A 19,824-nucleotide genomic window follows, 5' to 3' on the forward strand; every position below is an offset into this window, starting at 1 on the left:
CCGATGGCCAGCACCACCGCCACACAGGCGATACTGATCAGATCCGCACGGTCGGACAACCCCTGGGTGTCCTTCCTGGTCCGTCGCGGAGGGCAGTTCGTGCTCTCGGTGTGGGTGCTGGTCACGGCTGCCTTCCTCATGATCCACCTGGTGCCGGGAGACCCGGTGCGAGCGGCTCTCGGGCTGAACGCCCCCGCCGAACTCGTCGAAGCCAAACGCGCGGCGCTGGGCCTGGACCAACCGCTCCTCGTGCAGTACTTCCACTACATCGGCGGCCTGTTCACGGGCGACATGGGGTCGTCGATGATCACCAGCCAACCCGTGTCCGAGATCATCTCCACCCGACTCCCGGCGACGTTGCAGCTCGCCCTCCTCGCGGTGCTGCTGGTGCTCCTGGTCTCCGTCCCCTCGGCGTCACGATGGCGGTGGCCACCCGCGGCGGCCGGCGCCGAGGACTCGAGCTCGCGTTCGCCGCCGGCTCCGTGATCCTCGCTGCCATCCCCGAGTTCCTCCTCGCCGTCGGCCTCGTCTACGTGTTCGCGGTCTCGCTGGGCTGGTTCCCGGTCGCCGGCAACACGGCGCCGTTCGCGCTGGTGCTCCCCGTGGTCGCCCTCGCCGTCGGACCCATCGCGGTGTTCTCGCGCATCATCCGCGTCGAGGTGCTGTCCGTCCTCGGCCAGGACTTCATCCGCACCGCCAGGGCGAAGAGGCTCGCCCCGCACCGCATCTACTCGCGCCACGCCCTGCCGAACGCGATGACGGCGACGCTCACCCTCACCGGCCTCCTGCTGACGGGCATGGTCGCGGGCACGGTGCTGGTCGAGAACGTGTTCGCCTGGCCGGGCCTCGGCACGATGATCGTCCAGTCGATCCTCACCAAGGACTACTCGGTCGTGCAGGGCATCGTGCTCGTGTACGGCATCGGGGTCCTGCTGGTGAACCTCGTGATCGACGTGATCCTCGCGCTCCTCGACCCTCGATCCACCATCCGGGAGGCATGATGTCGGCACGCACCGCCTGGTCGGGCATCGTCCGATCGCCCCTGGGACTGACCGCGCTCAGTCTGTTCCTGCTGGTCGCCCTCGCCGCGATCTTCGCACCGCTCATCTGGGGCGCTCAGGCCGAGCAGGTGAACCCCGCCGAGATCACGCAGGGGCCCAGCGCCGCGCATCTGCTGGGCACCGACACGCTCGGGCGCGATGTGCTCGCGCGGGTCCTGGTGGCGACCCGGCTCTCGGTGGTGCTCGCGGTGCTCGCGGTGATCATCGGCGTCGTCGCAGGAACCCTGCTGGGCACGGCGCCCTCCGTGCTCCCGCGGTGGGCGGGCCGACCGATCGTGGGCTTCGTGAACATCGCGGTCGCCTTTCCCGGGCTCCTGCTCGCCCTGTTCTTCGCGGTGATCTTCGGGGTCGGCACGACCGGATCGGTGCTGGCGATCGGCTTCGCGATGGCGCCGCAGTTCGCCCGGCTGACCCAGACCCTCTCGGCCGCGATCGCAGGACGCGACTTCATCTCCGCCGCGCAGGTGGCCGGAGTGTCCCGCTTCCGCATCCTGATCCGGCACATCCTGCCGAACATCGGTGAACCGCTCATCGTCAACGCGACCGTCGCCGCCGGATCCGCTCTGCTCGCCTTCGCGGGCCTGTCGTTCCTCGGGCTCGGCGTGCAGGTGCCGGCATACGACTGGGGCCGCTTGCTCGGAGAAGGCCTGAACCGCATCTACCTCAACCCCGCGGCGGCCCTGGGCCCCGCGGTGGCCGTGGTGATCGCCGGACTCGCGTTCAACCTCCTCGGCGAGACCGCGGCGGCCGCCCTCGGCGGGCGTTCGGCTCGTCGCCGACACGCTCTCCCCGCTGTCGCGTCGTCGCCCACGCGCGTCGACGCCCCTCAGCCCGCGCAGGTCGACGGCGACGACGTGGTGCTCCTCGTCGACGACCTGCGCGTCTCCTTCCCCACGCCCGCCGGATGGGTCACGCCGGTGCGCGGGGTGTCGTTCACGATCTCGCGCGGCGAGGCGATCGGCGTGGTCGGCGAGTCGGGCTCCGGCAAGAGTCTGACCGCTCTCGCCGCCGCCCGACTGATCGAGCGCCCGGGGCACATCGACGCCGCTCGTCTGGACTTCTGCGGCACCTCGCTGCTGACCTCACCGGACCGCGCGATCCGCAGCCTTCTCGGCACCTCGCTCGCGATGGTCTTCCAGGATCCGATGACCTCGTTCAACCCGACCAGGAGGATCGGCTCGCAACTGGCGGAGGCCGCGTCGGAGCATCAGGGCATGAGCCGCCGCGACGCCATGACCCGCGCGGTCCAGCGGCTGCAGTCGGTGCGGGTGCCGGCCGCCGCCCGTCGCGCGCACCAGTACCCGCACGAGTTCTCCGGTGGCATGCGGCAGCGGGCGATGATCGCGATGGGGCTCATGAACCATCCGCGTCTGATCATCGCGGACGAGCCGACCACCGCACTCGACGTCACCGTGCAGCGCCAGGTGCTCCAGCTCCTCGCCGGTGTGCGCCGCGACACCGACGCCGCGATCCTCCTGATCAGCCACGACATCGCCGTCGTGGCGCAGACCTGCGAGCGCGTGCTGGTGATGTACGCCGGCCGCATCGTCGAGGATCTGCCCGCCGCCGACCTGCACACGGGGGCGCAGCATCCGTACACACGGGCGCTCCTCGAGGTGGTGCCCGAGATCGACGCGGATCGGAATGCGCCCCTCAAGATGATCCCCGGCCGCCCACCGGCGCCCGGGGCGTTCCCTCCCGGATGCGCGTTCGCCGATCGCTGCCCCCTCGCCTCGGCGGTCTGCCGCGAGCGCGACCCGGAACTCGCCGCCGCCGGACCCGGGCATCGCGTGGCGTGCTGGCATCCGATGGACCACCGCGTCGCCGCTTCCGCGGCGCAGACGCAGGTCGAGGAAGAGACGGTCCCCCGATGAGCGAGCTCCGCTTCGATCGTGTCAGCGTCCGCTACGGAACGCACCGCTCCGGTCTCACCGCCGTGGACGATGTGAGCCTCACCGTGCCCTCCGGGTCCGTCGTGGGGCTCGTCGGCGAATCCGGATCGGGCAAGTCCACCCTCGCCCGCGCGGCGATCGGCCTCGCACCGATCAGCGACGGAGCCATCACGCTCGACGGCGCCGACGTCCGCGGGTTCCGTCGCCGCCGCCCGATCCAGATGGTCTTCCAGGACCCGTTCTCCTCCCTCGATCCCCGGATGACGATCGGGGAATCGATCGCGGAGGCCCTCCCCGCGACCTGCGGGGCACCAGAGCCCGTCGGGCCGAGGTGGCACGGCTGCTCAACCTGGTGAGCCTCGACGCCGATCGAGCACAGTCGCTGCCGGCGGCGCTCTCCGGTGGCCAGCGCCAGCGCATCGCCCTCGCGAGAGCCCTCGCCGCCCGGCCCGATGTCGTGATCGCCGACGAGATCACCTCGGCACTCGACGTCTCGGTACAGGGGTCCGTGCTCAACCTCGTGCGCGACCTCCGCGGCGAGCTCGACCTGACGATGCTGTTCATCTCGCACAATCTCTCGGTCGTGCGCTACCTGAGCGACCACATCGCCGTGATGTACCTGGGACGGATCGTCGAGGTCGGCCCGACCGAGCAGGTGCTCGCCGACCCGCAGCATCCGTACACCCGCGACCTGCTGCAGGCCGCACCGACCAGGCACGGGAACCTCCTCGCGGTCGACCCGCTCGCGCCCGTCGACGTCGAACCGGCCGACCCGCATGCCCCGCCGAGCGGATGCCGCTTCCACCCGCGATGCCCCATCGGCCCCGCCGCGCGGCCCGATCGACAGATCTGCGTCCTCACGGAGCCGCCGCGTCCCACGGGAACGGTCGGAGCCGCATGCCACTTCGCGGGCTCCGGTCCGCACGCCGCGCTGGGGACTGTGCCCTCGCCCCAAAGCACCCTCCTGGTTTCGGCCGCCGACACAACACGCTCCCCGCACTCTGCGGACACAGTGAACTGACCATCCGATTGGAGCCCTCATGAATCGCCTCACCGTCGACGACCTGCTCTCCCTCCGCTCACCCGAGCAACCCGCGCTGTCGCCCGACGGTTCCCGCGTCGCGTACGTGCTCCGCACGACCGACCGCGACGGCGATCGCGACACCCGCGCGCTGTGGCAGGTGCCGGCCTCCGGAGGCGACGCCGCCCCCTCACGCACGGGACGGCGGACACGACTCCGGTCTGGAGTCCGGACGGCGCCCAGCTCGCCTTCCTGCGCGCTCAGGATGGTCCGGCGCAGATCTGGCTGCTCCCGGCCACGGGAGGAGAGCCGCGCGGCCTGACGACTCTTCCGCTCGGCGCCGGCACTCCGGTGTGGAGCCCCGACGGCACGCGCATCGCCTTCGCCGCCCCCGTCGACACCGCGGCCCTCCCCGGGGAGAGCGCCGACACGATCCTCGCCCGGCGTTCCGCACCCGCGGCGACCGACCGTCTGGGGTACAAGGCCGACGGCGCGGGAAACCTCGGCACGCTCGTGCAGCAGCTGCACGTGCTCGACGTCGCGTCGGGGGCGGTCACCGTGCTGACCCGCGGTCGCGCGCACGCCACCGACCCGTTCTGGTCGCCCGACGGCACGCAGCTCGCCTTCTCGTCCAGCCCGGACGACGACGCGGACCTCACCATGCGCATCCCGGTCTTCGTCGTCTCGTCGACCGACCCGAACAGCGCCCCGGTGCGGATCAGCGCCCCCGACGTGCAGGCCGCAGCCGTCGGCTGGACTCCGGATGGGAGCCGGGTGATCGCCGCAGGGCGCACCGACACCGAGGTCGGCAACGCCGACCTGCTGCTGTTCCCGCTCGACGGCGGCGAGGTGCGGAACCTCACCGGATCGCTCGACCGCAACGTGATGCCCGGCGGCCCCGGATACCCGGGCGGCATGCCGCAGTTCGCCGACGACGACACCCTGGTCTTCTGCCTGCGCGACAACGGGTACTCCCACCTGTACCGCATCCGCCTCGACGGGTCGGACGCCGTCCCCCTGATCGGCGGCGGCGGCAACGTCTCGGGGCTGTCGGTGGCCGGGGCCTCGGCCGCGGTCGTCGTCGCCTCGTCCGACTCGTTCGGCGATGTCGCCCTGGTGGACCTGGCAGACGGCACGCACCGCACCCTCACGGCGTACGGGACGCCGGAGTTCGAGCTGGTGCCCGCCGAGGAGCGGCGCTTCACGATCTCCGACGGCACAGTCGTGACGGGGTGGCTGCGCCGCGATCCCGACGCCGCCGGCCCGCTCCGCTGCTGCTGGACATCCACGGCGGACCCCACAACGCGTGGAACGGCGCGGCGGATCTGATCCACCCCTATCACCAGGTGCTGGCGCGCCGCGGGTGGGCGATCCTCACCCTCAACCCGCGCGGCAGCGACGGTTACGGCGACGCGTTCTTCTCCGCCGTGTCGGGCGGCTGGGGTGTGAACGACGCGAACGACTTCCTGGAGCCGATCGACGAACTCGTCGCGGAAGGCATCGCCGACCCGGCACGGCTGGCCGTGACCGGCTACAGCTACGGCGGGTTCATGACCTGCTTCCTCACCTCGCGCGACGACCGGTTCGCGGCGGCGGTCGCCGGCGGCGTGGTGACGGACCTCTTCTCGATGGGCGGCACCTCGGACTACGGACACTTCCTCGCCGAGAAGGAGAACGGCGGCCTGGCCTGGCGCGACGAACAGCGGATCTCGGCGCAGTCGCCCTTCACCCAGGTCGACCGGGTCACGACGCCGACTCTGATCCTGCACGGCGCCGCAGACGAGCGGTGCCCCGTCGGCCAGGCGGAGCAGTGGTTCACGGCCCTCCGCGAGCGCGACGTGCCCACGCGCCTGGTGCTGTATCCCGGGGCTCGCATCTGTTCGTGCTCTCCGGCAAGCCCTCGCACCGCGCGGACTTCTCGCAGCGCGTGATCGACTGGGTCGAGCAGTACGCACCCCCGCAGGCAGGCCCGTGCGCGCGCGCCTCGACGCCCGGCACTGGCAGCAGCGGCTGAGCGCCCTCGCCGCCGCGCACAAGGTGCCGGGAGCGACCCTCGGAATCCTCCGCCTGGGCGAAGAGCCGGTATATGCGCATCACGGCATCCTCAACGCCCGCACGGGGATCGAGACCACCGACGACTCCGTGTTCCAGATCGGCTCGATGAGCAAGGTGTGGACGACCTCCGTGGTGATGCGACTGGTCGACGAGGGCAAGCTCGACCTGGATGCGCCGATCGTGGAGTACGTCCCGGAGTTCTCGTCCTCCGACCCCGAGGTCACCCGCACCGTCACGATGCGCCACCTCCTCACGCACACCAGCGGGATCGACGGCGACGTCTTCACCGACACCGGCCGCGGCGACGACACCCTGGAGAAGTACGTCGCCCTGCTCGACGGTGTGGCGCAGAACCACCCGCTCGGTGCCACGATGTCGTACTGCAACTCGGGCTTCGTGCTCGCCGGGCGCGTGATCGAGAAGATCACCGGCACCAGCTGGGACCAGGCGATGCGCGAGCTGCTGATGACCCCGCTGGGGCTCACGCACTCGACCACCCTCCCCGAGGAGGCGATCATGTTCCGCGCGGCCAGCGGACACACGGGCGTGGACGACGACGGAGAGCCCACCCTCGCGCCGGCATGGATGCTGCCGCGGGCGATGGGCCCTGCCGGACTCGTCAACTCCACGACGGCCGACGTGCTCGCCTTCGCGCGCATGCACCTGACCGGGGGCTCGCCGCCGACGGCACACGGGTGCTGTCCGAGGAGAGCGTGCGACGGATGCAGCAGCGCGAGGTCGACATGCCCGATCCGTACTCGCTCGGCGACGCGTGGGGCGTCGGCTGGATCCTCTTCGATTGGGACGGCCACCGGCTGTACGGCCACGACGGCAACACGATCGGACAGGCGGCGTTCCTGCGCATCCTCCCCGACGAGCAGGTCGCTGTCACGCTGCTCACCAACGGCGGGAACACGCATGACCTGTACATCGAGCTCTTCGACGAGATCTTCGCCGAGGTCGCCGATGTGCACCTCCCGGTCGGGCTCACCCCACCGCAGGAGCCCTTCGAGGACGACTTCTCCGACTACGTCGGCGTGTACGACCGTTCGGGCGTCCGCACCGAGATCTTCGCAGAGGACGGCGGTCTGCGCATGCGGACCACGTTGAACGGCCCGCTCGCCGCTCTCCTCCCCGACCCCGTGCAGGAGCATCCACTGGTGCCGGTGCGCACGGGCGAGTTCGTCATGCGGCCGGAGGGCGAGCAGAACTGGAACGCCGTCGTCTTCTACTCACTGCCCAGCGGCGAGCGCTACCTGCATCACGGTGTCCGCGCCGCGCCGAAGGTGTCGTGATGATCGTGCAGGCCGGCCAGGATCTCGACGTGGTCCTGGCCGACATCGAGACCCTCGTCTCGTGCGAGTCGCCATCGGACGATCTCGCAGCCGTCGCCCGCAGCGCCGACGTCGTGGCCGCTCTCGGCGAGCGTGTGCTGGGCGTCGGGCCGGAACGGATCGTCCTCGAGGGGCGGACGCACCTGCGCTGGCGGTTCGGCGACCCTGCCGTGCTGGTGCTCGGTCACCATGACACCGTGTGGCCGCTGGGCTCTCTCGATCGGCTGCCGTTCGGCGTCTCCGACGGGATCCTCCGCGGGCCCGGCTGCTTCGACATGAAGACGGGCGTCGTCATGGCCCTGCACGCGGTGGCCGCACTGCCGGATCGCACAGGCGTCAGCATCCTCATCACGGGCGACGAAGAACTCGGGTCGCCGAGTTCACGCGCGCTGATCGAGCAGGAGGCCCTCGGCTGCGCCGCGGTGCTGGTGCTCGAGGCCGCCGCCGACCATGGTGCTGTGAAGATCGCCCGCAAAGGGTGTCGCTGTACCGGGTGCACGTCGAAGGCCGAGCGGCACACGCCGGCCTCGAACCAGAGCGCGGCGTGAATGCCGCCGTCGAAGCCGCCCATCTGCTGCTCGCGGTCGCCGCCCTGGGCGACGCCGCCGCGGGCACGAGCGTCACCCCGACGCTCCTGAAGGCCGGGAGCACCACCAACACGGTCCCCGCCGGGGCGGAGTTCGCCGTCGATGTGCGGGTGCGCACCATCGCGGAGCAGGACCGGGTCGACGCGGCGATCCGTGCCATCGCCCCCACGCTCCCCGGCGCCGTGATCCGGGTGGAGGGCGGTGCGAATCGTCGGCCGATGGAGCGGGAATCGTCCGCCGCACTTTTCGCCGAGGCGGTCGCGATCGCCGAGGCCGCCGGGCTCACGCCGTTCGAGGGCGTCGCGGTCGGCGGGGCTTCCGACGGCAACTTCACCGCGGGTCTCGGCGTGCCGACCCTCGACGGGTTGGGCGCCGTCGGCGGTGGAGCGCACGCCGACGACGAGCACGTGATCGTGGCGATGATCCCCGAGCGCATCGCGCTGCTGCACGGGCTGCTCTCCGCGGCTCTGCCGGGAGGGAGGGCATGAGCGTGACCGACGCCGCGGCATACAGCGCCTCACCGCAGGAGGCCGCGGACGCGGCGAGCGCTGCGGCGGCCACGGCCGGCGTGGAGATCCGCCTGCTCGGCGACGTGGACGAGTTCACGCGGGTCGCCGACCTGTTCCAGCGCATCTGGACCAAGCAGGGCGAGACCTCGCCCGTGAACGTCGAGACCCTGCGCGCCCTGTCCAAGGCGGGGAGCTACGTGGGGGGTGCGTTCGAGCACGACGAGCTCGTCGGCGCATGCTTCGGATTCTTCGCGGCCCCCGATCAGCGGGCGCTGCACAGTCATATCGCGGGTGTCTCGCAACGGATGCGGGGCCGCAGCGTCGGCTTCGCGTTGAAGGTGCATCAGCGCGCCTGGGCGCTGGCCGAGGGGCTCGACGAGATCTCCTGGACCTTCGATCCGCTGATCAGCAGGAACGCCCATTTCAATCTCGTGAAGCTCGCCGCGACGCCGACGTCGTATCACCGCAACTTCTACGGGCACATGGCCGATGCGCTCAACGGGGCGGACGACACCGACCGGATGCTGGTGACCTGGTACGTCCGCGACCCGCTGGTCGTGGCGGCATGTCACGGCGAGCCCGCCCTCCCCGACGCGCGTGTCACGGCGGAGCCCCTGCTGAGCGTGGGCGACGACCTCGGTCCGCTCCGGCATCGCACCGACGCCAGGATCGTGCGGGTGGCGCTGCCGCGCGACATCGAGGCCCTGCGTCTCACGGAGCCGGCGCGTGCGACGGCGTGGCGACTGGCGCTGCGCGACACGCTCGGAGCCCTGCTGGAGGGCGGAGGGCGCGTGCTCTCCTTCGACCGCTCCGGCGCGTACACCATCGACAGAGGAGAACAGGGATGAAGCTCACCGGATTCGAGCTGCGCGTGATCGAGATGCCGTTGGTGTCGCCGTTCCGGACGTCGTTCGGGGTGCAGACGGTGCGCGAGGCGCTGGTGGTCCGAGCGGTCACCGACGAGGCCGAGGGCTGGGGCGAGGGCGTGGCGATGAACGACCCGCTGTACTCGTCCGAGTACGTGGCGGCGAGCGTCGACGTGATCACACGGTTCCTGCTGCCTGCCCTCGCGCAGGTGCAGGACCTCGACGCCGCGGGAGTCGCGCCGGCCCTCGCGAAGTTCAAGGGACATCGCATGTCGAAGTCCGCCGTCGAGCTGGCGGTGCTCGACGCCGAGCTGCGGGCCTCCGGCGTTCCCCTCTCGCGGGAGCTGGGCGCCGTGCGCGACCGGGTCGACTGCGGGGTCTCCGTGGGGATCATGGACTCGATCCCCGAGCTGCTCGATGCGGTCGGCGGCTACCTCGACGAGGGGTACGTGCGCATCAAGCTGAAGATCGAGCCGGGGTGGGACATCGAGCCGGTGCGTGCGGTGCGCGAGCGCTTCGGCGACGACGTGCTGTTGCAGGTCGACGCGAACACCGCGTACCACCGCGGCGACGCCCGGCATCTCGCCAGGCTCGACCCGTTCGACCTGCTCCTGATCGAACAGCCGCTCGACGAGGAGGACCTGCTCGGCCACGCCCAGCTGGCGAAGGCCATCACCACCCCCGTGTGCCTCGACGAGTCGATCGTGTCGGCCCGCGCCGCCGCGGATGCGATCGCGCTCGGCGCCTGCTCGATCGTGAACATCAAGCCGGGTCGGGTCGGCGGGTACCTCGAGGCTCGTCGCATCCACGACGTGTGCGCGGCGAACGACATCCCCGTGTGGTGCGGCGGGATGCTCGAGACCGGGATCGGCCGCGCGGCGAACGTCGCGCTCGCGGCACTGCCCGGTTTCACGCTCCCCGGCGACACGTCAGGCTCTGGGCGCTACTACGCGAACGACATCACCGAGCCCTTCGTCGTGGAGGACGGCACGCTCCGGGTCCCGACGGGTGCGGGCATCGGGGTCGCCCCGGATCCCGATGCTCTGGACGCCGTCACCGTGCGCACCGAATGGGTCGCGCTCTGAGGGCGCACTGAGACCCGATCGAACCTGTCGGGCTCGACGAAGAGTCGCTACGATTTCGTCGTGCCCCACAGATCCGCGACGCCCCCACGCCGCCTAGCCTGGGCCTCGTGCTCATGCCAGTGACGACGAAGCCCCGGGCCAGCCTCGGCCGGGTGATCGAAGACCTCGGCAACACGCTGCTGGAGGTGGTAAGCGGCGCGGTCGACGACGACACCGAGATCGAGACGGTCGTCATCCACGACGTCCTCGACGATGCGATGCCGATGCGCGGCGCCCTGGTCCTCGGCGTGGGGCTGAGCGACCCGGAGGAGATCGCCGAGCTGCTGCGCACCCTCGCGGATCAGCACGCGACCGCCCTGGTGCTGCGGGCGCCGGTGCGCGCCGAGCAGCCTGTCCGCGAGGCCTCCGCGACCACCGGCATCCCCGTGCTGTCGCTCACACGCGGCGCATCCTGGGCGCAGTTGGCCGCGATGCTGCGTTCGCTGATCGCCGAGGGCGACGTCGGCGATCAGGGCGCGACGACGCTCGGCGGCATGCCGTCGGGCGACCTGTTCGCGCTGGCCAATGCGATCGCGACCCTGCTGAACGCCCCCGTCACCATCGAGGACCGCAACTCGAGGGTGGTCGCCTTCTCCGGCCGGCAGCATGAAGCCGACCCCGCGCGCATCGAGACCGTGCTCGGACGCCAGGTGCCGGAGCGCTTCGCACGGCAGCTCGAAGAGCGCGGCGTCTTCCAGGAGCTGTACCGCAGCGAGGATCCGATCGACGTCGTCCCGGTGCACAACGCTGAGGGGCTTCCGTCGTTCCCCCGCGTCGCCCTGGCGGTGCGGGCCGGCGACGAGATCCTCGGATCGATCTGGGCCGCGGTCCAGGAGCCGCTCACCCGATCGCGTGCAGGCCCTGAAGGACTCCGCAGGCCTGGTGGCCCTGCACATGCTGCGCCTGCGAGCGGGCGCCGATGTCGAACGCCGCCTGCGGGCCGACCTGCTCGCCACGATCCTCGAGGGAGGACCGGGGGCCGCCGACGCCACGGCCCGATTGCGTCTCAGCGACCATCGCTGCGTCGTGCTCGCCCTGTCGGCCGCCGAGGAGATCGGCGACGAGCCATCGGCAGGAGCACGCGGCGTGGCCGAACGGCAGCGGATCGCCGATGCCTTCGCCGTGCATCTCGGCGCCGTCTACCTCCGCTCGGCGGTCGCCGTGATCGGCAACGTCGCGTACGCGGTCGTCGGCATCCGTCCGGAACAGGGCGAAGGCGACGCGGGGGCGGAGCACAGCGATGCGGACAGCCGAGCCGCACGCGTGGCTCTCGACTTCCTCGGCCGGCTCGGCGCCTCAGGCGACATCCGGATCGGGGTCGGCACGGTGGCGGACGACGCCTCGAGCATCCCTGCGTCCCGCGCCAATGCCGACCGCGCCCTCCGCGTGGTCCGCCAGGCACCGGCACGCGAGCCGGTCGCCCGCTTCACGGCCGTGCAGATGGAGGCGCTGCTGGTCGAACTCGGCGACCTCGTCCGCGCGCGGGGCGATCAGCCGACGGGACCCGTCGCACAGCTTCTGGCGCAGGACCGGGAGCGTGGCACGCACCTCGTCGAGACGCTGCGGGCGTGGCTCGACGCGTTCGGCGACGTGGCGGTGGCCGCCGCACGCGTGTACACGCACCCGAACACGTTCCGCTACCGGCTGCGCCGACTGTCGGAGATCAGCGGACTCGATCTGACCGATCCCGAAGCCCGGTTCTCCGCCATGGTCCAGCTGCGCCTGCTCGTCCCCAGAGAGGGAGACGCGTAGACGAGAGACAGCGCCTGCCCCGTCCCTCCCGGGGACGGGGCCGGCTGAGGCTCGTGGCCCGTCGCCGTCGACACCCGACGTGGCTGCTCGTGGCCGTCCTGCCGAGTGCGCGTGATGCCCGCTCATGACCGGCATCCTGCGTATCTGACACACATCTCAACACACACCGGTCATTCAGACCATAGAGTGAGTTCCGACTGATCGATCCGATCAATCGCGACGTGGCGCAGAAGGTGATGGTGATCGATATGGCCAACCTCGACGAGACCGACCGGAGGATCCTCGGTGTGCTCGACACCGACCCGCGTCGCCCGGTCGCGCTGATCGCCCAGGACCTCGGCCTCGCCCGAGGCACCGTGCACTCCCGGCTCGACCGGCTCGAATCGGGCGGCTACCTGCGCGCGCACAGCTCCCGCATCCCCCAGGCGCTCGGCCGAGGCGTCGCGGCCTCGATCCTCGTCGAGCTCGACCAGCACCAGATCACCGCGGCGATCGACGCCCTGAGCCGCATCCCCGAGGTTCTGGAGTGCTTCGCACCCGCGGGAGACACCGACCTGCTGCTCCGCGTCGTCGCGAAAGACCCCGACGACCTCTACCGGGTGGCCGAGGTCGTGCGCCTGTGCCCCGGGATCCTCCGCACCTCCACGAGTCTCTTCCTCCGGGAGGTCATCCCCTATCGGGTCAGCGCCCTCCTGCAGGCGGAGTGATCCGCAGCGGCGGCGAACGGGTCTCAGCCGATGATGCGCGCCCCGGGAACGGGACCGTGCACGTGCAGCGGATCGAGCCCTGTTTCGCGGAGGGCGGACTGCACGTGCTGTGCGGTCTCCGGATCGGGGCAGAGCAGCGCCACCGTGGGCCCCGAGCCTGACACGATGCCCTGCAGAGCGCCGGCGAGGACGCCCTGCCGGATGGTCTCGGCGAGATCGGGCCGCTCGTACAGCGCGGCCGCCTGCAGGTCGTTGAAAAGCGTGTCGGCGAGCTGCACGGGGTCGCCCGACCTCAGCGCCTGGAGCACCGGGATCGGCACGTCGAGCGACAGCGGCGGGTCGTCGGCGAGCGCCCCTCCTCGTCGCGCAGCAGGTCCAGACGCTCGTACACCACGGGTGTCGACAGCCCCTGCTCGCTGGGCACCAGGATCCAGTCGAAGCGTCCCCGCGCCAAAGCCGGGTTGAGCTGATCGCCCCGCCCCGTGCCGACCGCGGTCCCGCCGTGCAGGGCGAAGGGCACATCCGCGCCGAGACGTGCGGCGAGGTCGTGCAGCCGTGCCGCCGACAGGCCGGTGCCCCACAGCGCGTCGCAGGCGACGAGCGCGGCCGCCGCATCCGCAGACCCCCGCCCATGCCCCCGGCGACCGGGACGCTCTTTCGGATCTCGAGCGCGACGCCCCCGGGTGCTCCACCGCGGCGGCGAGCAGCTTGGCGGCCCGCATCGCCAGGTTGCGGTCGTCGAGCGGAACCTCGCCCATGTCCTCGTATCCGGAGACCGTGAGAGAGAAGTCGTCGGAGGGACGCGCGATCACGTCTTCGTAGAGCGAGACAGCCTGGAACACGGTCGCCAGCGCATGGTAGCCGTCCTCATGCCGCCCGCCGACCCCGAGGAAGACGTTGATCTTCCCCGGCGCGCGTACGTGCACGGATTCGGTGGACGCGGCCTGACTCATGATCCGGTCACAGCTCCGAGGACTTCGCCCACAGGTTCACGTCGATCGCTCCGGAGAGCTCGTCGATCCTGGCCAGTTCCTCGGCGGCGAACGCCGGACCGTTCACCGCGGCGATGTTCTCGTCGAGCTGCTCGGGTCGCGAGGCGCCGATCAGCGCGGAGGCGACGACCGGGCTGCGCAACGTCCACTGCAGCGCGAGCTGTGCCAGCGACTGGCCGCGCCCCTGTGCGACCTCGTTCAGCGCGCGCAGCGACTCGACGGCCTCATCTGTGAGCTTGCCGTCCGGCAGAGAGCCGCGCTTCTGCGCACGCTCCGCCGTGCCGTCACCGAGATACTTGTCGGTGAGGAGACCCTGCGCCAGCGGCGTGAAGGCGATGGCGCCGAGGCCCGACTGCTCGAGGGTGTCGGTCAGCCCGTCCTCGATCCAGCGGTTGAGGATCGAGTACGCCGGCTGGTGGATGACCAGCGGCGTGCCGAGCTCCTTAGCGACGGCGACGGCCTCGGCGGTGCGCTCGGCGCTGTACGAGGAGATGCCGACGTAGAGGGCCTTGCCCTGGCGGACGAGCGTGTCGAGCGCGCCCACCGTCTCGGCGATCGGGGTCACGGGGTCGACGCGGTGCGAGTAGAAGATGTCGACGTAGTCGAGGCCCATGCGGCTGAGCGACTGCTCGGCGCTCGCGAGGATGTACTTGCGGCTCGCGAAGTCGCCGTACGGCCCTGGCCACATGTCCCAGCCGGCCTTCGACGAGATGATCAACTCGTCGCGGTACGGACGCAGGTCCTCGGCGAAGATGCGTCCGAAGTTCTTCTCGGCAGACCCGTAGGGCGGGCCGTAGTTGTTCGCGAGGTCGAAGTGGGTGATGCCGCGGTCGAAGGCGTGCCGCAGCAGCGCGCGCTGGTTGTCGAGCGGGATGTTGTCGCCGAAGTTCCACCACAACCCGAGCGAGATCGGGGGCAGGTACAGACCGGAGGTGCCGACCTGGCGGTAGGCGAACTGCTGGTAGCGGCTCTCGTCCGCGGCATACGGACGGTGCAGCTCGGGGACATCGGGGCGGAAGCGCGAGGACTCGGTCACCGTGCCAGATTAGCCCCTGACGTCGACCTCATCGATCGCGGTTGCGTGCTGCGCGATGCGCTGGTAGTCGTCGACCGTGAGGTCTTCGCCGCGAGCGGTGGGAGCGACCCCCGCGGCGATCAACACCTCGGATGCCGCGGCGGAGCTGCCGAAGATCCCGGACAGCGCCTGGCGCAGCATCTTGCGGCGCTGGTTGAACGCGGCGTCGACGATCCGGAACGTGCGACGCCGCTCGTCCTCCGGGCCGCGCTCCCCCTCCGACCGGTCGAAGCCGACGAGAAGGCTGTCGACGTTCGGCACCGGCCAGAACACCTGGCGCGACACGGTGCCCGACAACTTCCACTCGCCGTACCAGGCGGCCTTCACGCTGGGCGAGCCGTAGATCTTCGAGCCCGGCTTCGCGGCCAGCCGTTCGGCGACCTCGGCCTGGACCATCACGACGCCGCGCTGCAGGTACGCGAAATTCTCGAGGAAGTGCAGCAGGACCGGCACCGAGACGTTGTACGGCAGGTTGGCGACGAGGACCGTGGGCTCACCCGGCAGCTCGGTGATGCGCAGGGCATCGGCGTCGACGACCGTGAGCCGGTCGGCCTCGACCCCGTGCTCTGCGGCGGTCTGCGCCAGGCGCGCGGCGAGGCGGTGGTCGATCTCGACCGCGGTGACGGAGGCGCCGGTCTCGAGGATCGCGAGCGTCAGGGAACCGAGCCCCGGGCCGACCTCGACCACGCGTTCGTGCGGGCGGACATCGGCTGCCTGGACGATCTTGCGGACCGTGTTCGCATCGGTCACGAAGTTCTGGCCGAGCTTCTTCGTCGGGGTGACGTCGAGCTCGGCGGCGAGGCGGCGGATCTCGGAGGCGCCGAGCAGGGTGACGGTCATCCGTCCATTCTCCCCTACTCTCCCGGTGTCCCCGTGACTCAGTGACTCAGTGACTCAGTAACTCAGTGACTCAGTAACTCAGTGACTCAGTGACTCAGTGACTCAGTGACCTTCTCTGGTGCCCTCCCTCGGTGAACTCGTCGCCCCCGCCGCATGGGCCGCAATTCAGCAACCTTCTCTGGTGCCCTCCCTCTGTGAACTCGTCGCCCCCGCCGCATGGGCCGCGATTCAGTAGCCTTCTCTGGTGCCCTCCCTCGGTGAACTGATCGCGCCCCGCCGCATGGGCCGCGATTTCCGCTGGCTCCTCGCGTCGTCGTGGACCAGCAACATCGGCGACGGCGTCGCCCTCGCAGCGGCTCCCCTGCTGATCGCATCGATGACGTCCTCGCCGATCCTGGTCGCGGCAGGCGCGATCCTGCAGTTCCTCCCGTGGCTGCTGTTCGGGCTGCACGCCGGCGCGATCGCCGACCGCTTCGACCGCCGACGCCTCGTCATGGCCGCGAACGCCGCGCGCGCCGTCGTGCTCGCCGCGCTGTGCGTGTTCCTCGTCACCGGCGTCGCGAACATCTGGATCGTCCTCGCCGTCGCCTTCCTCTACGGCACGGCCGAGGTGTTCGTCGACACGGCAGGGAGCACGCTGCTGCCGATGCTCGTGAAGCCCGCCGATCTCGGCACCGGCAACGCGCGCCTGCAAGCCGGATACCTGGTCGCGAACCAGTTCGCCGGCCCTCCGCTCGGCGCCTTCCTGTTCGCCGCTGGCACGGCATGGCCGTTCCTGCTCGAGGTCGTGTGCGTGAGCCTCGCCGTGGTGCTGATCTCACGCATGGCGAAGACTCCGGTGCCCCCGGGAGACCGACACCCACCGCCCGTGCACACCGACATCGCCGAGGGCCTGCGGTGGCTGTGGCGCAACCCACCGGTGCGGATGCTGGTGCTCATCATCCTGGTCTTCAACGTCACGTGGGCGGCGCCGTGGGGCGTGCTCGTCCTCTACGCCACCGAGCATCTGCACATGGGCGCGGTCGGCTACGGCGCGCTGACGACGGCGTCCGCAGCCGGCGGCATCCTCGCCACGCTCAGCTTCGGCTGGCTCGAGCGGCACGTCTCCTTCGCGACGCTCATGCGCATCGTCCTGTCGCTCGAGGTGCTCATGCACCTGTCGTTCGCGCTCACCACGACGGGGTGGGTCGCCCTCATCATCATGTTCGTCTTCGGCGCATACGCGTTCGTGTGGGGCACGATCTCCACGACCGTCCGACAGCGCCTGGTCCCCGCCGAGCTGCAGGGCCGCGTCGCCTCGGTGAACATGGTCGGCGTGTTCGGCGGCATGGTGATCGGCCAGGCGCTGGGCGGAGTGATCGCTCAGCTGTGGGGACTCACGGCCCCGTGGTGGTTCGCGTTCGGCGGCGCCGCGATCACCCTGCTGCTGGTGTGGAAGCCCATCTCGCAGATCGTGAGCGCGAAGCCGGTCGCCGAGACCGGGCCCGAAGACGTGGATCCCGAGCGTCAGTCGGCGAACGAGCCGTAGACGCGCAGGGTGTTGTCGGCCAGCTGGGCGCAGAGCTCGTCGACGTCGATGCCGAGCTCTGCCGCCATGAAGCGCACGGTGATCGGCACGAGGTACGGCGCGTTCGGGCGGCCCCGCAGCGGTACCGGAGTGAGGAAGGGGGCGTCCGTCTCGACGAGGATGCGGTCGAGCGGGGTGACCTTCAGCGCGTCCCGCAGGTTCTGCGCGTTCTTGAACGTCACGTTGCCGGCGAACGACAGGTGGTAGCCCGCGTCCGCGCAGATCCGGGCCATCGCGTCATCGCCCGAGAAGCAGTGGAACACGGTGCGGTCGGGAGCGCCGACACGGGTCAGGGTCTCGAGCACCGCATCGTGCGCATCGCGATCATGGATCTGCATCGCGATGCCGTGCTTCTTCGCGAGCGCGATGTGGGCCTCGAACGATTCGAACTGCGGCGCCCGGCGCTCGGGCTCGGTGCGGAAGAAGTCGAGCCCGGTCTCGCCGATCGCCCGGGTGCGGGGTGCGCCGCGAGCTCGTCGATCACGGCGATCGCCTCGTCCAGGCCCACCCCGCCGACCCGGCCCTGCTCCGCATAGGTCGGAGCGTCGTTGGGGTGGATCGCGACGGCGGCGAGCACGCGCGGATCGGATGCCGCGGCCTCGACCGCCCACCGCGACGACTCGATGTCTCCCGATGCCTGCACGACGCCGGCGATGCCGACGGCCGCCGCCCGGTCGAGCTGCTCCGTCAGCGACAACGGTTCATCGCCGTCGACGATCTCGAGGTGCGCGTGGTTGTCGTACACCGGAACCGTCAACGGCTCGGGGGCCGCCGGATACTTCAGATCCTTGCGCCCGTCGCCATCGCGGCGCTGTACGTACGTGCCCGACATCGTTCAGGCCGTGGACTCCACGCGGGGAACAGCGGCGCGAGGCCGTTGACGCTGGTGCCGGGGCGCAGCACGCCCCAGGTTCCGGCCTCACGGATCGGCTGATCCTGCAGACGCCCGAGGGTCTCGGCGGCGCCGAGTGCGATCCACAGCATCTCGGTCGACTGCGGCATCACCGGCGAGAGCAGCACAGCGAGAGCGCGCAGCCCCTCGGCGCAGGTGTACAGCACGGTGCCGAGCCGTGCGCGCTGGTCCTCGTCGCGGGCCAGAGCCCACGGCTCGTTCTCGGTGATGTAGCCGTTGAGCGCGTCGACGATCGTCCAGATCGCCGAGATCGCCTCGTCGATGCGGAACTGCGCGACCGCAGCATCCGCGTTCGCCGCGGCATCCGCCACGATCTTCTGGATCGCGAGGTCGTTCTCGGCGTACTCCGCCGCAGGCGGCACGATGCCTTCGAAGTACTTCTCGATCATCGCCGTGGTGCGCGACGCCAGATTGCCGAAACCGTTCGCGAGCTCGGCCTGGTAGCGCGCCGACAGGTCTTCCCACGAGAACGAGCCGTCCTGCCCGAAGGCGATCGCGGAGAGGAAGTAGAAGCGGTACGCGTCGGAGCCGAAGACGTCGGTGATCTCGGTCGGCGCGATGCCGGTGAGCTTCGACTTCGACATCTTCTCGCCGCCGACCAGCAGCCAGCCGTGCGCGAAGACGCCCTTGGGCACCTCGAGGCCGGCAGCCATCAACAGCGCGGGCCAGATCACCGCGTGGAAGCGCAGGATGTCTTTGCCGACCACGTGGTACGCGGGCCACCGGCGCGCGAACGTCTCTTCGTCGGAGCCGTATCCGACCGCCGTGGCGTAGTTCAGCAGGGCATCGACCCACACGTAGATGACGTGCGACTCGTCCCACGGCAGCGGGATGCCCCAGTCGAAGGTCGAACGCGAGATCGACAGGTCCTTCAGGCCCTGACTCACGAACGACATGACCTCGTTACGCGCCGAGTCGGGGCGCACGAAGTCGGGCTGGGTCTTGTAGAGCTCGAGCAGAGGCTCCTGGAACTCGCTGAGCTTGAAGAAGTAGTTCTTCTCCTGCAGCAGCTCCAGCGGCTTCGAGTGGATGGCGCAGACCTTCAACCCCTCGAACGGACCGGTGCCGTCGACGATCTCCGACTCGGGCTTGAACTCCTCGCAGCCCACACAGTAGAGCGCCTCGTACTCGCCCGCATAGATGTAGCCGCGGTCGTACAGGCGCTGGAAGAACGTCTGCACGTTCGTCTCGTGGCGCTCCTGGGTGGTGCGGATGAAGTCGTCGTTCGCGACGTCGAGCGTCGTCAGCAGCGGGAACCAGCTCTCGCTGACCAGCTTGTCGACCCACTCCTGCGGGGTGACGCCGTTCGCCGCCGCCGCACGCAGCATCTTCTGACCGTGCTCGTCGGTGCCCGTGAGCATCCAGGTGTCATCCCCCGCCTGGCGGTGCCACCGTGCGAGCGTGTCGACGGCCACCGTCGTGTACCCGTGGCCGATGTGAGGCACGTCGGACGGGTAGTAGATGGGCGTGGTGATGTAGAAGGATTCGCCTGCGGGCATGGGGACAATTCTAGGTGCCCCCATGCCCGT

The 19,824-nt window shown here is 70.4% G+C and carries 20 protein-coding genes and 3 pseudogenes; 16 read left to right on the plus strand and 7 right to left on the minus strand.

From position 1 onward, the window contains the following. The first annotated feature begins 3 nt into the window (after positions 1-3). The 13 genes and pseudogenes from G4G29_RS20670 to menC all read left to right on the plus strand — a co-directional run bounded on the left by G4G29_RS20670 (position 4) and on the right by menC (position 10,410). Positions 4-486 (plus strand): ABC transporter permease, encoded by a 483-nt coding sequence (locus G4G29_RS20670; RefSeq protein WP_202045267.1) that lies wholly within the window; start codon positions 4-6, stop codon positions 484-486. Then, complete coding sequence (locus G4G29_RS20675) at positions 426-1,001, plus strand: ABC transporter permease (protein ID WP_210274177.1); 576 nt, start codon at positions 426-428, stop codon at positions 999-1,001. Before G4G29_RS20670 ends, G4G29_RS20675 begins: the two co-directional genes overlap by 61 nt. After that, positions 998-2,935, plus strand: coding sequence for a dipeptide/oligopeptide/nickel ABC transporter permease/ATP-binding protein (locus G4G29_RS13690; protein WP_183150503.1), 1,938 nt, complete (start codon positions 998-1,000; stop codon positions 2,933-2,935). Before G4G29_RS20675 ends, G4G29_RS13690 begins: the two co-directional genes overlap by 4 nt. Then, the gene (locus G4G29_RS13695) at positions 2,932-3,309 is read left to right on the plus strand and encodes an ATP-binding cassette domain-containing protein (protein ID WP_183150504.1); all 378 of its coding nucleotides are present in this window, start codon (positions 2,932-2,934) and stop codon (positions 3,307-3,309) included. The genes G4G29_RS13690 and G4G29_RS13695 overlap by 4 nt, the downstream gene beginning before the upstream one ends. Beyond that, positions 3,285-3,974, plus strand: coding sequence for an ABC transporter ATP-binding protein (locus G4G29_RS23495; RefSeq protein WP_183150505.1), 690 nt, complete (start codon positions 3,285-3,287; stop codon positions 3,972-3,974). Before G4G29_RS13695 ends, G4G29_RS23495 begins: the two co-directional genes overlap by 25 nt. Positions 3,975-4,127: 153 nt before the next feature. Next, positions 4,128-5,303: a PD40 domain-containing protein gene (locus tag G4G29_RS20680; protein ID WP_202045273.1), complete on the plus strand. Its 1,176-nt coding sequence runs from the start codon at positions 4,128-4,130 to the stop codon at positions 5,301-5,303. Beyond that, the gene (locus tag G4G29_RS20685; protein ID WP_202045275.1) at positions 5,207-5,905 is read left to right on the plus strand and encodes a prolyl oligopeptidase family serine peptidase; all 699 of its coding nucleotides are present in this window, start codon (positions 5,207-5,209) and stop codon (positions 5,903-5,905) included. The genes G4G29_RS20680 and G4G29_RS20685 overlap by 97 nt, the downstream gene beginning before the upstream one ends. 106 nt (positions 5,906-6,011) lie before the next feature. Beyond that, positions 6,012-6,584: pseudogene (locus G4G29_RS24105) on the plus strand (serine hydrolase domain-containing protein); the annotation flags it as partial. A 140-nt stretch (positions 6,585-6,724) separates the two neighbouring features. Next, entirely contained in the window at positions 6,725-7,324 is a 600-nt protein-coding gene (locus G4G29_RS22285) for a serine hydrolase (protein ID WP_244632024.1), read from the plus strand. Then, entirely contained in the window at positions 7,324-7,911 is a 588-nt protein-coding gene (locus G4G29_RS22290) for a M20/M25/M40 family metallo-hydrolase (RefSeq protein WP_244632025.1), read from the plus strand. Before G4G29_RS22285 ends, G4G29_RS22290 begins: the two co-directional genes overlap by 1 nt. Then, positions 7,908-8,438 carry a M20/M25/M40 family metallo-hydrolase gene (locus tag G4G29_RS22295; RefSeq protein ID WP_244632026.1) on the plus strand — a complete coding sequence of 177 codons (531 nt, stop codon included), beginning with the start codon at positions 7,908-7,910 and terminating at the stop codon, positions 8,436-8,438. The genes G4G29_RS22290 and G4G29_RS22295 overlap by 4 nt, the downstream gene beginning before the upstream one ends. Next, positions 8,435-9,307, plus strand: a complete 873-nt coding sequence (locus G4G29_RS13715; protein ID WP_183150506.1) for a GNAT family N-acetyltransferase — start codon at positions 8,435-8,437, stop codon at positions 9,305-9,307. The genes G4G29_RS22295 and G4G29_RS13715 overlap by 4 nt, the downstream gene beginning before the upstream one ends. Further along, positions 9,304-10,410 (plus strand): o-succinylbenzoate synthase, encoded by a 1,107-nt coding sequence (gene menC, locus G4G29_RS13720; RefSeq protein WP_183150507.1) that lies wholly within the window; start codon positions 9,304-9,306, stop codon positions 10,408-10,410. The genes G4G29_RS13715 and menC overlap by 4 nt, the downstream gene beginning before the upstream one ends. Positions 10,411-10,457: 47 nt before the next feature. Here the strand turns inward: menC and G4G29_RS20700 are convergent, their stop codons facing one another. Continuing rightward, entirely contained in the window at positions 10,458-10,757 is a 300-nt protein-coding gene (locus G4G29_RS20700) for a hypothetical protein (RefSeq protein WP_202045281.1), read from the minus strand. Between the two features lie 161 nt (positions 10,758-10,918). After that, positions 10,919-11,293: a hypothetical protein gene (locus G4G29_RS20705; RefSeq protein WP_202045283.1), complete on the minus strand. Its 375-nt coding sequence runs from the start codon at positions 11,291-11,293 to the stop codon at positions 10,919-10,921. Between the two features lie 8 nt (positions 11,294-11,301). On the opposite strand from G4G29_RS20705, the gene G4G29_RS20710 reads away from it, so the two are divergent. Beyond that, on the plus strand, positions 11,302-12,201 hold the full coding sequence (locus tag G4G29_RS20710) for a helix-turn-helix domain-containing protein (RefSeq protein WP_202045284.1): 900 nt from the start codon (positions 11,302-11,304) through the stop codon (positions 12,199-12,201). Positions 12,202-12,449: 248 nt separating this feature from the next. Then, positions 12,450-12,908 carry an Lrp/AsnC family transcriptional regulator gene (locus G4G29_RS13730; protein WP_183152844.1) on the plus strand — a complete coding sequence of 153 codons (459 nt, stop codon included), beginning with the start codon at positions 12,450-12,452 and terminating at the stop codon, positions 12,906-12,908. A 23-nt stretch (positions 12,909-12,931) separates the two neighbouring features. On the opposite strand, the pseudogene G4G29_RS13735 reads toward G4G29_RS13730, so the two are convergent. The 3 genes and pseudogenes from G4G29_RS13735 to rsmA all read right to left on the minus strand — a co-directional run bounded on the left by G4G29_RS13735 (position 12,932) and on the right by rsmA (position 15,815). Continuing rightward, positions 12,932-13,861: pseudogene (locus G4G29_RS13735) on the minus strand (4-(cytidine 5'-diphospho)-2-C-methyl-D-erythritol kinase). Between the two features lie 7 nt (positions 13,862-13,868). Beyond that, on the minus strand, positions 13,869-14,936 hold the full coding sequence (gene mgrA / locus G4G29_RS13740) for an L-glyceraldehyde 3-phosphate reductase (RefSeq protein ID WP_183150508.1): 1,068 nt from the start codon (positions 14,934-14,936) through the stop codon (positions 13,869-13,871). 9 nt (positions 14,937-14,945) lie between these two features. Further along, a complete protein-coding gene (gene rsmA / locus G4G29_RS13745) occupies positions 14,946-15,815 on the minus strand; it encodes a 16S rRNA (adenine(1518)-N(6)/adenine(1519)-N(6))-dimethyltransferase RsmA (protein ID WP_183150509.1) in 870 nt (289 codons plus the stop codon). A gap of 244 nt (positions 15,816-16,059) precedes the next feature. On the opposite strand from rsmA, the gene G4G29_RS13750 reads away from it, so the two are divergent. Further along, complete coding sequence (locus G4G29_RS13750; RefSeq protein WP_183150510.1) at positions 16,060-17,343, plus strand: MFS transporter; 1,284 nt, start codon at positions 16,060-16,062, stop codon at positions 17,341-17,343. Here the strand turns inward: G4G29_RS13750 and G4G29_RS13755 are convergent. After that, a pseudogene (locus G4G29_RS13755) lies at positions 17,322-18,214 on the minus strand (TatD family hydrolase). The gene G4G29_RS13750 and the pseudogene G4G29_RS13755 overlap by 22 nt on opposite strands. Next, positions 18,163-19,794, minus strand: a complete 1,632-nt coding sequence (gene metG / locus G4G29_RS13760; RefSeq protein ID WP_244632027.1) for a methionine--tRNA ligase — start codon at positions 19,792-19,794, stop codon at positions 18,163-18,165. The pseudogene G4G29_RS13755 and the gene metG overlap by 52 nt, the downstream one beginning before the upstream one ends. Positions 19,795-19,824 lie beyond the last annotated feature (30 nt).

It is taken from the genome of Microbacterium sp. Se63.02b, assembly GCF_014171575.1.
Taxonomy (GTDB): Bacteria; Actinomycetota; Actinomycetes; order Actinomycetales; family Microbacteriaceae; genus Microbacterium.

Coding starts and splice junctions, on each gene's coding strand:
- G4G29_RS22290 (WP_244632025.1), top strand. CDS start 7,324: ATGATCGTGCAGGCCGGCCAGGATCTCGACGTGGTCCTGGCCGACATC.
- menC (WP_183150507.1), top strand. CDS start 9,304: ATGAAGCTCACCGGATTCGAGCTGCGCGTGATCGAGATGCCGTTGGTG.
- G4G29_RS13715 (WP_183150506.1), top strand. CDS start 8,435: ATGAGCGTGACCGACGCCGCGGCATACAGCGCCTCACCGCAGGAGGCC.
- G4G29_RS13730 (WP_183152844.1), top strand. CDS start 12,450: ATGGCCAACCTCGACGAGACCGACCGGAGGATCCTCGGTGTGCTCGAC.
- metG (WP_244632027.1), bottom strand. CDS start 19,794: ATGCCCGCAGGCGAATCCTTCTACATCACCACGCCCATCTACTACCCG.
- G4G29_RS13695 (WP_183150504.1), top strand. CDS start 2,932: ATGAGCGAGCTCCGCTTCGATCGTGTCAGCGTCCGCTACGGAACGCAC.
- rsmA (WP_183150509.1), bottom strand. CDS start 15,815: ATGACCGTCACCCTGCTCGGCGCCTCCGAGATCCGCCGCCTCGCCGCC.
- G4G29_RS13690 (WP_183150503.1), top strand. CDS start 998: ATGATGTCGGCACGCACCGCCTGGTCGGGCATCGTCCGATCGCCCCTG.
- G4G29_RS20670 (WP_202045267.1), top strand. CDS start 4: ATGGCCAGCACCACCGCCACACAGGCGATACTGATCAGATCCGCACGG.